General features: G+C 32.9%; 15 protein-coding genes. 14 read left to right on the top strand and 1 reads right to left on the bottom strand.

Features of this window, described 5'->3' with window-relative positions; genetic code table 11:
• Positions 1 to 1,053: 1,053 nt before the first annotated feature.
• The gene (locus tag DKK79_RS04165; RefSeq protein WP_110422962.1) at positions 1,054 to 1,749 is read left to right on the top strand and encodes a GntR family transcriptional regulator; all 696 of its coding nucleotides are present in this window, start codon (positions 1,054 to 1,056) and stop codon (positions 1,747 to 1,749) included.
• A gap of 13 nt (positions 1,750 to 1,762) precedes the next feature.
• Here DKK79_RS04165 and DKK79_RS04170 read toward each other — a convergent pair whose 3' ends face one another.
• The gene (locus tag DKK79_RS04170) at positions 1,763 to 2,467 is read right to left on the bottom strand and encodes a GntR family transcriptional regulator (RefSeq protein WP_110422963.1); all 705 of its coding nucleotides are present in this window, start codon (positions 2,465 to 2,467) and stop codon (positions 1,763 to 1,765) included.
• Positions 2,468 to 2,669: 202 nt separating this feature from the next.
• Between DKK79_RS04170 and DKK79_RS04175 the strand changes: the two genes are divergently transcribed.
• The 13 genes from DKK79_RS04175 to DKK79_RS04240 all read left to right on the top strand — a co-directional run bounded on the left by DKK79_RS04175 (position 2,670) and on the right by DKK79_RS04240 (position 15,997).
• Positions 2,670 to 3,995: a 6-phospho-alpha-glucosidase gene (locus DKK79_RS04175; RefSeq protein WP_110422964.1), complete on the top strand. Its 1,326-nt coding sequence runs from the start codon at positions 2,670 to 2,672 to the stop codon at positions 3,993 to 3,995.
• Between the two features lie 67 nt (positions 3,996 to 4,062).
• Positions 4,063 to 5,601 (top strand): PTS transporter subunit EIIC, encoded by a 1,539-nt coding sequence (locus DKK79_RS04180; protein WP_110422965.1) that lies wholly within the window; start codon positions 4,063 to 4,065, stop codon positions 5,599 to 5,601.
• Positions 5,602 to 6,025: 424 nt separating this feature from the next.
• Complete coding sequence (gene sstT / locus DKK79_RS04185) at positions 6,026 to 7,258, top strand: serine/threonine transporter SstT (protein ID WP_110422966.1); 1,233 nt, start codon at positions 6,026 to 6,028, stop codon at positions 7,256 to 7,258.
• A gap of 170 nt (positions 7,259 to 7,428) precedes the next feature.
• Positions 7,429 to 8,049, top strand: coding sequence for an acrylate utilization transcriptional regulator AcuR (gene acuR, locus DKK79_RS04190; protein ID WP_110422967.1), 621 nt, complete (start codon positions 7,429 to 7,431; stop codon positions 8,047 to 8,049).
• A 199-nt stretch (positions 8,050 to 8,248) separates the two neighbouring features.
• Positions 8,249 to 9,244 (top strand): acrylyl-CoA reductase (NADPH), encoded by a 996-nt coding sequence (gene acuI / locus DKK79_RS04195; protein ID WP_110422968.1) that lies wholly within the window; start codon positions 8,249 to 8,251, stop codon positions 9,242 to 9,244.
• Between the two features lie 195 nt (positions 9,245 to 9,439).
• A complete protein-coding gene (locus DKK79_RS04200; protein WP_034882497.1) occupies positions 9,440 to 9,667 on the top strand; it encodes a ChaB family protein in 228 nt (75 codons plus the stop codon).
• A gap of 131 nt (positions 9,668 to 9,798) precedes the next feature.
• Positions 9,799 to 10,083, top strand: coding sequence for a YciI family protein (locus DKK79_RS04205; protein WP_086359603.1), 285 nt, complete (start codon positions 9,799 to 9,801; stop codon positions 10,081 to 10,083).
• A gap of 303 nt (positions 10,084 to 10,386) precedes the next feature.
• Positions 10,387 to 10,920 carry an RNA polymerase sigma factor gene (locus DKK79_RS04210; protein ID WP_110422969.1) on the top strand — a complete coding sequence of 178 codons (534 nt, stop codon included), beginning with the start codon at positions 10,387 to 10,389 and terminating at the stop codon, positions 10,918 to 10,920.
• A gap of 222 nt (positions 10,921 to 11,142) precedes the next feature.
• On the top strand, positions 11,143 to 11,481 hold the full coding sequence (locus DKK79_RS04220; protein WP_110422971.1) for a carboxymuconolactone decarboxylase family protein: 339 nt from the start codon (positions 11,143 to 11,145) through the stop codon (positions 11,479 to 11,481).
• 244 nt (positions 11,482 to 11,725) lie between these two features.
• Complete coding sequence (locus DKK79_RS04225; RefSeq protein ID WP_110422972.1) at positions 11,726 to 13,162, top strand: 6-phospho-beta-glucosidase; 1,437 nt, start codon at positions 11,726 to 11,728, stop codon at positions 13,160 to 13,162.
• 25 nt (positions 13,163 to 13,187) lie between these two features.
• Positions 13,188 to 13,505 carry a PTS cellobiose transporter subunit IIB gene (locus DKK79_RS04230; RefSeq protein ID WP_110423304.1) on the top strand — a complete coding sequence of 106 codons (318 nt, stop codon included), beginning with the start codon at positions 13,188 to 13,190 and terminating at the stop codon, positions 13,503 to 13,505.
• A 138-nt stretch (positions 13,506 to 13,643) separates the two neighbouring features.
• Entirely contained in the window at positions 13,644 to 15,653 is a 2,010-nt protein-coding gene (locus DKK79_RS04235; protein ID WP_110422973.1) for a BglG family transcription antiterminator, read from the top strand.
• Positions 15,654 to 15,655: 2 nt separating this feature from the next.
• Entirely contained in the window at positions 15,656 to 15,997 is a 342-nt protein-coding gene (locus DKK79_RS04240) for a PTS cellobiose transporter subunit IIA (protein WP_110422974.1), read from the top strand.

Genomic DNA, 15,997 nt, shown 5'->3' on the forward strand with positions numbered 1-15,997 from the left:
TTAAAGTCAGTTTAATTTTATTAAAACTATGCAAATAAAAATTATTAGTAATAATTAAAATACTGTTAAATTTAAATATAAAAATATACGTTAAACTATGTGCCCAAATTAATAATAAAATTAGTAAATACTTATAGTTGTTATTTTTAATAAAATTTTTCATCCTCGAAAAAACTGTACTTCCACTTTCTTTATCTATTTGTCATCACTATTTGGTTTATCAAATACTCTTAATTAAGAGAATAATTAATCTTAATAACTGAATAACGCCATAAAAAAATAGTTATCATAATAATTTTTTTATAGTTTCTAGATTTATTTATGGTGATGTTTAGCCGTTATATTGTTCTTTAAGCAAATTTTATGGCTCATTCACCTAACTCTTTGTTTTTATTTTAAAGTATGATTAGGAATGTCTACCCTTTTTCATTCAATAAAATTAAAGGATAACGTTTATTTCAATGCCATCGGTGCCAAATAATCTAATAATGAATGTAGCCGATTATTATTGCACCAATGTGTATAAGCAGAAAAACCGTGTCTTAGTTCAATGTCTTAGTTCACGGTTTTAGTTTATTATCGTAGTTTATTGGTATTGGTGAACACCTCATATTTAACAAATTCAGTTTTAATTGTCTTAAATGTTGCTTTAGCAACGACACTATCATAAGAACATCCGTTATGGCTCAATGAGCGAGTGATACCCAATATCTCAAAACAACTATCGAGTAATTTCCGCTGTTTTAGAAGGCAATCCTCCTAAAAAATAAGGCAATTCTATGAGATTTTTAATTTTATTGATTTTCCCTAAATTCAACTTTTTGATAATCAGCTAATATTATAATTAGGAGGGGGAAAACATGGATTAGTGAATTAACTTTAATAAAACTAGGCTCTAATTTGAATTGATTACTCTTTTCTTATCTAACCATTGAGAGAAAATAGCTATATTATTTAAGATATTATAAACGATAATTATCATCGTATTAGATTTGATATTGTAGTTTTGCAGCGATATACTTTGATTAGAACGTCATATTTAGAAAAGAGATAATGAAAGTTGATTTAGTCTATAAAAAACTTTGTGATTTAATTAATCGTCAATACGCTATTGGTGACCGTCTACCCACTGAAAATGCATTATCATTACAATTTAATGTAGCCAGATCAACATTACGAAAAGTAATTAAGCAATTAATAGAGCAAGATATTGTTATTAGCTATCAAGGAAAAGGGTGTTTTGTTAAAAATAAACCCAGCCCAACGACTAAACTTTTTATAGAAGCTTATACAGCAAATAATGACAATATTACTATTAAAATATTGCATTATCAGTTAGTTACTATCCCGACTACCATTGCTCATAAACTCAATTTGTCTATTAATGATAGGGCTTATTATGTCCAAAGGCTTGTCTATTTTGATAATCAACCACAACAAATTCAAGAAATTTTTTTACCGGTAAAGTTTTTCCCTGAACTTTGTTATGATGATGTGCTTCACCCTACTTTTGAGATAATAAAAAAATATATATCATTAGCTGATATTAATAGTTATCTATATTTTACTCCTTGTATTGCAGATTCAATTACAGCCAATGCTTTGAATATTGATAAAGGAAAATTACTTCAGCAGCAGATTTTGTTGGTAACGAATAAACAAGGTTTAGGTATCAATTACTCAATCACCTCGTTTTGTTGTGAAAAAAATAATCATCATTTTATATTACGCTTTAATGATGAGAGCTAATAGTAAATGTAAACTATGCTTTAAAATAATGCTGGGTATTATAACGTTCGGTAACTAGGAATTGTTCAGAATATTCAATAGGTTGACTATTTTCTGAAAACACAGTGGTTTTCATGAGTAACAATGGTTGCTCAACCGTCACTTTAAGCAAATTTGCTACCCCTTCATCAGCTAAATAGGGCAAAAAAGTCCGATAACCGTCTAATATAGGGATGTTACACTCTTCTCTAATATACTTAAATTTTGATTTTTCAAGATGCGTGATAGTTAAATGAGGTAACAAACTAACGGCTAAAAAGCTATTTTCTAATAAAATTGGCATATCGTTAAGTAAACGCAATCGTTGAATAGCATAAACTTGGCTATTAAGAGGAATATTAAGCTTATCAGCTATATCTTTATTAGCGGAAATTACGGCAAATTGAGTGACTAGATTGATAATATTCTTCTCACCGGCATTTTCCATTACCTTATAAAAGCCGGTTAAAGGTCTATTTTTATAATTGGTTTTTTTTATAACTAAATATCCTTTCCCCTGTTTGGCTTCTATCACTTTTTCATCTATTAGTTGTTTTAATGCTCGGCGAATAGTGGATGAACAAACCTGATACTCCTTAGCCAGTTTTTTTTCACTCGGTAAGAAGCTATTAATTGGGTAATAGTTGTCATTAATTTGATTACGAATCTTTTCAGCAATTTTTAAATATACAACTTTCATACAAATAAAAAATGTTAACTTTTTAATATTTAATAATTAAATTTAACATATGTAAATAATGCTAACCATATTAAATAAGTCAAAAATAATCACAATGTGATAAAGATCACAATTCATTGGTCATCTTATATTTTCGCAATTTTCCTCTCTTTATAGTGTATTTGTTGTAACACATTAATCTAATTCAAAAAAAGGAATTAACATGAAAAAATATAATTTAGTTATCGTTGGTGGCGGTAGTACTTTTACTCCAGGTTTTTTGAAATCATTTTGCCGTATGAAGGAGCAATTTCCTTTAGGTAAACTGGTTTTATTTGATATTGATGCTGAGCGTCAATCGGTAATTGGAGAATTCGGTAAAATTTTATTTAAAGAGTTATATCCTGAAGCGATATTTCATTATACCACTGATATTGCCGAGGCATATCAAGATATGGATTTTGTTTTTATGCAGATGCGTGTTGGTGGTTATAAAATGCGTGAACTGGATGAAAAAATCCCTTTGCAACATGGAATAATTGGTCAAGAGACTTGTGGTCCAGGTGGTTTTGCTTATGGTTTGCGTTCAACCAAAGAGATGATAAAAGCGATTTATGATATACGTCAGTATTCCCCTAATGCTTGGATACTCAACTACTCAAATCCGGCAGCAATTGTTGCTGAAGCTTTACGCCGTGAATTTCCGAATGATAAAAAAATTCTTAATATTTGTGACCAACCGGAAAATGTTGTGCGTTCATGTAGCCGTTTATTAGGTTGTCATTTTAAAGAGCTTGATCCCGTTTACTTTGGTCTTAATCACTATGGTTGGTTTACTCATATTTATAATAAGAAAACCGGTGAAGATCTATTACCTAAATTAAGAGCGTTAATTGCTGAACGAGGATTTTTACCTCAAGATGCTGAGCAACGAGATAAATCATGGCTAGAAACTTATGGCATGGTTAAACAACTTATGGAAGATTTTCCGGATTATCTACCTAATACATATAACCAATATTACCTTTATCCTGATTATAAAGCCAAGCATTTAGACCCGAATTTTACGCGTGCCAATGAAGTGATGGCAAGTCGTGAAAAACGAGTCTTTGAAGAGTGTAAAGTGATTATTAATGCTGGTACTACAAAGGGTTATATCAATATTCATGAAGATGCCCATGCTGAATTTATGATTGAGGTAGCAATGTCAATTGCATATAACAAAAACGATCGGTTTATTATCATTGTTGAGAACTATGGTGCAATTAATAATCTACCGGATGACGGAATGGTTGAAGTTGTTGCCGAATTGGGCAGTAATGGACCAAAACCAATGCGTGTAGGTAATATTCCTACTTTCTATAAAGGATTATTAGAAAATCAACTTGCTTCCGAAAAACTTGCTATTGATGCCTATTATGAAGGTTCTTACCAAAAAGCGCTTGAATCATTAACGATCAATCGCACAGTAAACGATGCCAAAAAAGCCAGAATCATTCTTGATGCCTTAATTGAGGCTAATAAAGACTATTGGCCAGAACTCAAATAACAATTGGGGGAGACAACTCCCCTCTATTTATATTGGAAGCCAAGACGTATTATCTTAGGAGCAAAAGATGCAAAAATTTAGCAGATTAAAGATTATGGATTTCTTTTCTGATTTTGGTCGTAGTTTACTTTTACCTATTGCCATTTTAGCCTTGACTGGATTACTTTTAGGTCTATCTGCGGCATTATTAAGAGCACAAATACAAGATCTATTACCATTTCTAAAAAGTGACATTGCCATATATATTATTACAACTATTCGTTTCATATCAGGTAAGGCTTTTGAACTAATCCCTGTTATGTTTTCAATTTCAGTTTCATTTGGTTTAGCTAAACAAGAGAAAGAAATTGCCGCTTTAGCCGGCTTTATGGGGTACTATATGATGTTATTTAGTGCCTCAATAATGATTAAGTCAGGTTTAGTTGATATTGATAAGTCAATATTAGCGAATATCCTCGGCATAGAAAATACTCTACAAATGGGCGCGGTAGCAGGGATGATAACCGGTGTTATTAGTGCTTACTTGCATAATAAATTTTATAAAATTCAATTTCCAGTAGCTATTGCTTTTTTTGGGGGCAAACGATTTGTTTCAATCGCTGTTATCTTTTGGACTTCAATTTTAGGGCAAATTATGCCATTGATTTGGGGACCAATCGCGGCCGGTATAGAAGTAATCGGAACATCTATTAGCGCATTAGGTGGAGTTGGGGTATTTTTGTTTGGTTTTCTAGAAAGATTACTGATTCCTACTGGGTTACATCATATTATCAATCAATTATTTAGAACAACGGTTGTCGGTGGTTCATTAGGTGGTATTGATGGAACATTAAATGTGTTTATGCACTATTTTGGGCATGTTGATATTGAACAATTAAAACCGTTTACTCGTTATCTTGGTCAAGGCAAAATGCCATTTATGATGTATGGCTTACCTGCTGCTGCATATGCGATTTATAAAACAACGCCACATGAGAAAAAAACTAAAGTTAAAGCACTAATGATTGCTGGCGCAGCTGCGGCATTTGTAACAGGTATTACTGAACCATTAGAGTTTTCATTCCTCTTTATCGCCCCGATCTTATATTTATTTCATGCTTTTATGGCTGGTTTAGGCTTCTTTTTAATGAGTGCATTCGATGTCGGTATTGGTAATACCAGTGGTGGATTTATTGATTTCATTCTTTATGGCGTTTTAGTTGAAAACTCTAAATGGTATATGGAAATTGTTGTTGGAATCTTTTATGCCCCAATTTATTATTATGTTTTCAAATGGTATTTAAACCGTAAAAAAATCTCAATTGACACCAGTGATGAATTTTTAGATACCGCTAATAACGCAAATACCAACGATGAACTAACCGCTGATGAAAATTCATTAGAAGTGATGATTATTAACGCTTTAGGTGGTAAAGAGAATATAGAGGTGGTAAATAATTGCCTAACCAGATTACGTGTGGATCTTAAAAATGTTTCAATTATCGATCAAGAGGTATTAAAAACAACGGGTGCACTTGGCGTGGTTATAAACAGTGATACTCAAGTACAAGTAATTTATGGACCTAAAGTTGAAAAAATTGCTACATTAGTTAGAGAGGCATTATAAAACGTTTATCAATGCAGGTTAAAACATTATAACTACTATTTATCTACCTATTTTTTACACCTACTTACTAAGGAAGAAATAGGTAGATACAACTATCCTAATCAACAATACCTTTTAGAATCGTTTATTGTTACCTGTTATCAAAATAATCGAGAAGTTTATACCGTCAGCGGATATTTTTTGTAAAAACCTAGCGTTAATTATATCAAATTAGCATTGCTTAAAAAATTATAAGAATTAGTGTCGCTTATCTACATAATTGCCCGAGTTATGTCAGCAAACAAAAATCCTTAATTAAGAGAATAATTAATCTTAATAATTGAATAACGCCATATAAAAAATAGTTATCATAATAATTTTTTTATAGTTTTTAGATTTATTTATGGTAATGTTTAGCCGTTATATTGTTCTATAAGGAAACTTCATGGCTCATTCAACTAACCCTTTGGTTCGTTTTTATTTTAAAGTAGGATTAATACCTCAAATTGTTTTAGGTTTACTCTTAGGGATTGCGTTAGCCGCAATTTCCAGAGGAGTCGCATTAGATATGTCCTTTATTGGATCCCTTTTCATTAATGCCTTAAAATCAGTAGCACCAATTTTGGTCCTTATTTTAGTTATTGCTTCAATTTCTAATCACCAACATGGCAAACGTGCCAATATGAGCGAATTACTTGCACTTTATTTTGCCGGTATGATGTTGGCTGCACTATTGGCAACAGTAGCCAGTTTTATTTTTCCTTCACAAATTTCTTTGGGGGATTCAATTGATAAAAGTAAATTAACCCCGCCGGGTAGTGTAATTGAAGTATTAAAAACGTTATTAGATAGGATGATAGACAATCCGATCAATGCACTAGTTAATGCTAACTATATCGGTCTTATTATTTGGGGGGTAGGTATTGGGATTGCGTTAAGGCACTCGAGCGAAACCACCAAAACGATGATGAACGATCTCTCTTTGGCTATTTCATTTATTGTTAAAATTATTATTCGTTTTGCACCAATTGGGGTATTTGGTTTAGTTGCTTCTACATTGGCTGAAACTGGCTTTGGTGAGCTTGCTAAGTATGCACATTTATTGGTCGTGTTAGTTTCATGTATGTTGATAGTCGCATTAATTATTAATCCACTATTAGCATTTTTAGTAATGCGTAAAAATCCATATCCATTAGTCTTTACTTCATTAAAAGAGAGTGCTATTCCAGCCTTTTTCACTCGAAGTTCGGCTGCCAATATTCCAGTTAACATGGAAATTTGTCGAAAATTAAAAATGGATGAAGATACTTATTCGGTAGCGGTACCATTAGGCGCGACCATCAATATGTCTGGCGCTGCGGTTACCATTACCGTTTTAACCTTATCGACAGTTTACTCGATGGGGATGAGTATTGATATTCTTTCTGCGGTGTTACTGTGTATTGTTGCCAGTGTTTGTGCTTGTGGTGCATCCGGTATTGCCGGCGGTTCGTTACTACTTATTCCAGTAGCTTGTAGTATGTTTGGTATACCTAACGAAATTTCAGCAAAAGTTATTGGTATTGGTATTGCGATTGGCGTCATTCAAGACTCGGTTGAAACCGCACTTAATTCATCTAGTGATGTTGTCTTTATTGGTGCAGTTTCCGAAAAAGTAAAACGCCGAAAAACACAATAATTCGGTCTTATGCCTAAACTGGCGAAGCTTTACTATTTAGCCTGATAACTATCAGGCTTTTTTATTAATTGAACAACCTGATTAACCGCAAATTATTGCATTTGCTGATTTGACTATTTATCATGACTGAATATTAAATTATTTATATTCAAACAATATTTTGGAATCTTATGCCAGTTAATATTTCTGCATCAACACTTTCTAAAAAAGGTAATGAGACAAGAACGGCATTGATCCGTAGTGGGGTAGAGTTTATGACCACTTATGGATATATCTCATCGAATATTGAAAGTATTTTAAAACAAGTTGGTGTACCTAAAGGGTCGTTTTATTATTACTTTAAAAGTAAAGAAGAGTTTGGCAAAACGATTATTGCTAGCTATGACAGTTTTTTTGCTCATAAATTAGATAAACATTTAACTAATGCGTCGATTAAATCCCCCTTGGCGAGAATTACCGCCTTTTATGAAGATGCAAAGCAAGGTATGGCAAAATATGATTATAATCGTGGATGTTTAATTGGTGAGTTAATACAAGAGGAATCCTTATTACCCGAAGGGTATGCCGTGTTGCTTGAACAGGTTTTACAAAATTGGCAGGTAAAAATTGAAAATTGTCTTTTGTTAGCCAAAAATCTAAATGAAATTGGTTCAGATATGGATTGTAAATTATTAGCAGGGTTCTTTTGGTTAGGGTGGGAAGGTGCTGTAACGCGCAGTAAATTGGTAAAAAAATCTGATCCTTTAGATCTATTCATAAATACCTTTATCAATATGGTCAGTAAAAAGTAACTATCAATTTAATTTATGTAAATTTTTATTTTTTATTATCACCTTTATATAATTTATTGCTTTTAACTAGACGATCGGTCTATAATTTTTTAGACCGATCCTCTATTAATAATGATTACATTCGTTAACTGGCATTCTAACCAATTCAGTTCAGCCATCGTTAATTGGTTAAATATCCATTGAACAATAGGGAATATATATGTCATTCAAGGCTCTTATTTTAGAAAAAGATGAGGTTAATGGGTTTTCACATTCATTAAAAACCTTAGCTAAACAACAATTATTACAACAACAAGGTGATACTTTAGTTCAAATTCAATATTCAAGTATCAATTACAAAGATGCGTTAGCATTGACTAATAAAAGTCCCATTGTTAGACAATGGCCAATGGTTCCCGGAATTGACGGAGTAGGTACCGTTATTGAATGTCAAAATGGTCGTTATCAAGCCGGCGATTTAGTTATCTTGAATGGTTGGGGATGTGGTGAAACGCATTGGGGATGTTATGCTCAATATGCCTATTTGAAAGCGGATTGGTTAATTCCTTTACCCAAAAATCTTACCCCTTATCAATCGATGATTATCGGTACTGCGGGATATACGGCGGCTTTATGTGTTAAGCGTATAGTTGATTTTGGCGTTAAACCAGAAGATGGCAAGGTTTTAGTTACTGGTGCAACAGGTGGTGTTGGTTCCGTTGCGGTTGCGTTACTGAGTAAATTAGGCTATCAGGTAACCGCTTCTACGGGTAAAGTGACTGATGAAGATTATCTGCATAAACTCGGTGCTGTTGAAATTATTAATGGTCAATCTTTGAAAGAGCCTAATCGACCATTACAAAAAGAGTTATGGTCAGCAGCGATCGATGTGGTAGGTTCTTACACTTTAGCCAATATTTGTGCTCAAACCCAATATGGTGGTATTGTCGCCTGCTGTGGTCTTGCTCAAGGTATGGATTTACCGACCACGGTTGCACCATTTATTTTACGCGGAGTAACATTAGCCGGCGTTGATAGTGTGATGGCCAGTTATGATAAACGGATTGAGGCTTGGCAATTAATTGCGCAAAATATGGACGAACAGCTATATTCGCATATAGCTAACACCATCACCTTAAATGAATGCACCGATGTTGCCGCTGAAATGATCGCCGGTAAAATTAAAGGTCGTTTTGTGGTTGATGTGAATAAGTAAATAAATCACCAATAAAGCGATGTAATTTATCATCGCTTTATTCACTTTTAGATTTAAATGACAAATTATTGCCTAATAGTTCTTGTATTTCCCGTAAAATCAGACTAAATTCAAGTTCAGTTGTTTTTAAAGTAAAGTTCGCAATGACCGTTAGAATTATCCATATTGAATGATTAATTTAAAGGGGAATGTGATATGCCTTATCAAACACGAGATGACCTACCAGAATCAGTGCGACATGTTTTACCTGCTCATGCTCAAGATATTTTTAAAGAGGCTTTTAATAGCGCTATAAAAGAGTATCAAGACCCCAAAAAACGACGCGATAACAGTAATCCGGAACAAGTCGCTTTTCGAGTGGCTTGGGCGGCAGTTGAAAAAGTGTATCGCAAAGGTGAAGATGGTAAATGGGTGACAAAATAACGCCACAAATAGTAATCAAAGTTTGTTTTAATATGTGATAGTGCTAGTATTAAAAAAAGTATTAGTCACTTAGTCTAAAATCTAAGCCAACATTTAAGGTTGGCTTATTTAGACAAAAATCAAGGAATGAAATGTTTATTTTTTCTCTTACTTATCTTAAACCTATTAACGAAGTTGAAAAACATTTACCACAACATATCGATTATTTGAATCGTTATTATCAATCAGGTCATTTTATCAGCTCAGGACGTAAAGTACCGCGCATAGGCGGTGTCATTCTTTGTCGTGCTGATAGTCATGACCAAGCCATGTCAATTATTCAGGAAGATCCATTCTATATTCATCAAATTGCCAAATATGAAGTGATTGAGTTTATTCCTACTAAATATGCAGAAGGATTTGATATATTCCTGTAAATAGTCGTTGAATATTAAAAATTTTATCATTAAAGCGGAAAATTAAAATTGCGGCTATTTGTCGCTAATTTACATTTAGTTATCAACTAAACATGGTATTAACCATCACTCGCTGGCAAATTATATTGAGTTATTTAATCAATCTGCTCATTAAATACTCACATCAACAAAATTAATAAATTTGTTTGAATCCTTTTTAACTTTTCAAACCTCTAATAAATAGGTGATTCAATAAATAAAATTATTTTAAATTTATTTAAATTTAAGTTTCTGTTTTGAATAGATTAGATAGAGATAAAAAATATGGGCAAAAACAAAGAACAACTAATCAAATTAGCTTGTCAGGGCGATAAACAAGCACTTGAAAAGTTATTGTTGATTTGTCAACCCGATATTAAACGATTCGCGCGACGAACATGCTCAACTTCAGAAGATATTGAAGATGCTGTGCAAATTGCCTTATGGCAGTTATATCGAAAAATAGGAATGTTAAAAACGGTAGCTGCTTTTACTAGTTGGTCATTTCGTATTATCGAACGAGAATGTTATCGATTATTTAGAACCAGGCAAGCGAATAAAATTAATGACGAGTTTCAACTCGATGATTTACCTGCATCATATTCCAATATCGATCTAAAAATTGACTTCATTAATGCAATTACTGCTTTACCATTAATTTATCGGCAAGTGTTTATTTTAAAAGATGTTGAAGAATATTCATCTCCTGAGGTTGCGGCCAAATTAGGGATCACTGTTGAAGCGGTAAAAAGCAGATTGCACCGCGCTAGAACAATTATAAAACAACAAATTAAAACACCAAAAAATGCTGATATTTAAAGCATATATAGGAGAGTAATATGTATTGTTATAATTCAATAACGCGACATTTAATCAGAGGTTTAAGCGCACTAATGTTGATTATAGGTGTCTTTGTACTTCAACTATCACTTTTCATTAAACTATTATTTGTTATTTGCGCATTTCTTTTGTTGCGAGGTTGTCCGGTATGCGGGTTTTTAAACTTGATTAATAAACTACAAACTAACAAGAGAGAATAATATGGGGAATTATCAATCAAGAGATGATTTTAAATATCTCACTTCTTTATTGAAGTATGCGCCTAATGAGACACAAGCATTTATTGGTTTTGACCATCAAACGATTAAGCGAACTAATGGGGTTATTCCAACAAAAACGAGAGAGTTAATTGCATTAGCGATAGCACTTACCACGCAATGTGCTTATTGTATTGACGTTCATGTCAAAGGGGCAAAAAAGGCCGGAGCTAGTTCAGAAGAGTTGGCTGAACTGATTGCTATTTCTGCCTCAGTAAGAGCAGGCGCAACCATGGCTCATGGTCTATTAGCTATGCGCTTGTCTGAACAGGCACATAGTTAATCTATTACTATTAGAATTTTAAACATTGGTAATTAATTAGTTAAAGGATTAATTATCAATTTAACTGTTTTCCAATTTAATTAACTAAGTTTGCTTTTTCCTTCCTCAATCCTCTCTTTTTTATAAGAAGAATTTCCGTATTATGCCTAATTTTTCCTTATCAATACGGAAAAAGTTGGTTAGTAATTATTCATTTTTCCTTTTATACTAAATTTGAATCGTCAATAAACATAGGTACTTGATTATGAATAATAAAGGTTTACCAAAAGGTTTTTTATGGGGAGGAGCAGTTGCCGCTCATCAATTGGAAGGTGGTTGGCAAGCTGGTGGTAAGGGGCCTAGTGTTGCTGATGTGATGACTGTTGGATCGCCTAAAAGTTATCGAAAAATCACCGAAGGTATTATTCCCGGTGAGTACTACCCTAATCACGAGGCAATTGATTTTTATCACCACTATAAGGATGATATTAAATTGTTCGCTGAAATGGGGTTTAAGTGTTTTCGAACTTCGATTGCTTGGACGCGAATCTTTCCCAAAGGTGATGAGCTTGAACCAAATGAAGAAGGGTTGAAGTTTTATGATGATCTTTTTGATGAGTGTTTAAAATATAATATTGAGCCAGTTGTTACCCTTTCACACTTTGAGCTACCTTATTATTTAGTTACCGAGTATGGTGGTTTCCGTAATCGTAAACTAATTGATTTCTTTGTTCGCTTTGCTGCGGTCTGTTTTGATCGTTATAAAAGTAAAGTGAAATATTGGATGACCTTTAATGAGATCAATAACCAAGCTAATTTTAATGAAGATTTTGCGCCTTTTACTAACTCAGGTATTTACTATAAACCTGGCGATAACCGTGAAAAAATCATGTATCAAGCCGCGCATTATGAATTAGTAGCTAGCGCAAAAGCGGTCCAAATTGGGCATGCGATTAATCCGGATTTTGAAATTGGCTGTATGATTGCTTTAGTGCCAATTTATCCTGAAACTTGCAAACCAAGCGATATTTTAATGGCGCAAAAAGTGATGGAACGTAAGTACTTCTTTACTGATGTGCATGTTCATGGCAAATACCCAAATTACATTCAAAAATATTGGCAACGAAAAAATATCAAACTTGATATTACCCCGCAAGATTTAGAAGTCTTAACTAAAGGAACGGTTGATTATATTGGATTCAGCTATTACATGTCGAATGTAGTTAGACACAATAAGGGTAATGATCATTATGATTATAATGAAAAAACCGATTTAGTCGGCAACCAATATGTCAAAAAATCCGATTGGGGTTGGCAAATTGACCCTGAAGGCTTGCGTTACACATTAAATTGGCTTACCGATACCTATCGCTTGCCGCTTTTCATTGTTGAAAATGGTTTTGGTGCTTATGACAAAGTTGAAGCAGATGGTAGTGTTCATGATAGTTATCGAATTGAATATCTACGTGAACATATCAAACAGATGAAGTTAGCGGTTGAAGAAGATGGCGTTGATTTAATGGGATATACCCCTTGGGGCTGTATTGATTTAGTTTCAGCCGGTACCGGTGAAATGGAAAAACGTTACGGTTTTATCTATGTCGATAAAGACAATAAGGGCAACGGAACCTTAAAACGTAGTCGTAAAGATTCATTTGCTTGGTATAAAAAAGTCATTGAGTCAAATGGTGAAACTTTATAACGATTTAAATTCATTAGGAGAAGTTATGAAAAAGGCGTTAATTATTTGTGCTGCAGGCATGTCATCATCGCTTATGGCTAAAAAGGTAACTGAATTTTTTGCAAACAAAAATATAGCGATTGAGCTTGATGCGGTATCTGCAACAGAAGGTAGTAATAAGATTAAAAATAGTGATTTCTCGCTGTTTTTGGTTAGTCCACAAACTATGATGATGTTTGATAAATTGAAAGCATTAGGTGATGAAGTGGGTAAACCGGTTGTTAGTATTCCTTTTCAAGCATATATCCCGATTCAATCAGGAATTGAACAATTGGCAAAATTAGTTGAGGACAATATCAATTAAAATATAAGAAAAATTTAGTTCTACCATTCTTAATGTGATGCGATTATTAGTTAAATAATCGCATCATAGAAGAGGATTATGTTTTAAAGACTTGCCCCTTAGGGATAATTTTCATTAATAGTTAAGGTGTAGTAGATAATGATAAAACAGAAACAACGAGAACTTATAAGTTTATTAATTCGTTCTAAAAATGGTTATAAAAGTAGTCAAGAACTCGCTGCAGAATTATCGTTATCAGATCGTACTGTTCGTACTTATCTTAAAGATTTAAAAGCATTAATTGAAAATAATGGAGGCAATATTGTTAGTAAACAAGGTTATGGTTTTCAACTGGAAATTTTAGATCGTACAAGCTTTAATTTATTTTTAATTGAACATCATTTATTAGATAAAAATATTGAGCAATCTCAATGTCGAGAAGCAAGTGAACGAAAACACTATATTCTTAATTTATTATTACTTGAAAGTCAAAAAATTGATGTTGAAACTTTATCTGAACAGCTTTTTATTAGTTCATCACAATTAAATAAAGATATTGCAGAAATAAAGTCGCAATTACAATCTTATGAGCTTACCCTTAAAAAAAGTCATTCGTTAATTTATGTTGATGGTGAGGAAAAAGCTAAACGTCATTTTATTATGAGTTACTTTTTTCATGAAGAGTCAATTAATTTTTTACACCACTTAAGCTATTTTACCCAAACCTGTGAAGCGATTAGTTTTGATACCTTAACTATCATCATTTTAGATGAATGTCGTGAAGCCAATATCAAATTGTCTGATGTTATGATTCAAAATATTGTGCTGCATCTTTCATTAAGTATTAAACGTTTGCAATCAGGGCTTTCGATACAAAATCTTGATTTGCCCCTTTCGACAGATTCAACTCTTGAATACCAAGTCGCAAAGCGAATTATTGCTCGTATTGAATCAATAATTGGTTTTCATTTTCCTAAAGAAGAACAGATGTATCTTACGCTACATTTAATGAGTAAATCCAATTTAATCCAAAATGATTTAGATGAGGAGCTTGCATCTTCATTAGCTAATTTACTTTTAAAAATACAACAAGAAACTGGTTTTCCTTTTTGGCACGATGAACAGTTAAAAAATGGATTAATTCAGCACTTAAAACCGATGTTAGTGCGTTTGCAACAAAATATAAAGTTAGAAAATCCGCTAATAGATGAAATAAAAGGACAATATGGTGAAGTTTTTCGGTTAGTTAAACACTATTTTAATCAATTACCAAACTTAAATAAATATGATGTTAATGATGATGAATGGGGATATTTGGCGCTGCACTTTTTGGCATCTCTAGAAAAATTAAAAAATGACCAAAAAGCTAAAGTATTGATTATTTGTGCAACAGGATTGGGCAGTGCTCAACTACTTAAAAATCGAGTAGAAAGAGAATTTGATGAGCGAGTGAAAATTGTAGCAACACGTGGTTATTATGAAATAGAGCCAGCGATGTTAAATGACATCGATTTTATTATTTCCTCAGTCGATTTATCTTCCAAAGTATTTAAAGTACCAGTATTTCATGTATCAGTCTTCTTATGTGAAGAGGATGTGCAAGCAATCCGTCGTTATCTTTCTCATCGACAAGCCCCTAATTCATTACCTAAAAATGTTTTACCGCTGGTATCTGATGATAAAAAGCAGAATCATTCAAAATATATTGCTGAACTATTTGATGAAATTGCTGCTGATTATTTTTATTTGTGTCATCAAAAGCCAACTAAACAAGCCGTGTTAGATCACTTACTCAATTTATTATCTGTCAATGAAGCAAAAACCTTCAAGCAGGAGATGAACAAACAGATGGAAAAAAGGCAGGCTATTGGTGAAATAATCTTTAGCTCAACCATTGTGGTTCCTCATCCAGCGATTCCAGTAGGTAAGATAGCTAAAATCGCTATTGCGGTTATTCCTGAAGGTTTAATTTGGGATGAACATTATCAAGATATCAAGTTTATTTTTATGATTTCACCATCCATTTATCAAAATTCCAACTTAGCGATGATGACTAAAGCGATTGTTAATTTAATTGACGAATTGGCTATTCAACAAGCGATGTTAAAAATTTCAGATTTTAATCAGTTTAAATCACTTTTTATCCAACTAATTGAAAAAGGAGCGTAGCAATGACAGACATAATGAGCTCGGAGGATATTCAAATTACTGCTTTCAATATTATTTTGCATAGTGGTAATGCTAAAACCAAAATCCATCTTGCATTTAAAGCAATGAGAGAAGCTGAATTCGAACTGGCAACTCAATTACTTGAAGAGGCAAACCAAGAGATTTTAGAAGCGCATAAATCGCAAACCAATTTGCTTCAATCCTATGCGAGTGGCACTAAAATCGAGATGGAGATCATTATTGTTCATGCTCAGGATCATTTGATGAACACAATGACATTAAGAGAAATTGCTATTGAGATGTCTCATCTTTATCAGCAAACCTATAAGCTATCAAATGAATAA

Origin of the sequence: Gilliamella apicola, assembly GCF_003202915.1 — a bacterium.
Lineage (GTDB): Bacteria > Pseudomonadota > Gammaproteobacteria > Enterobacterales > Orbaceae > Gilliamella > Gilliamella apicola_Q.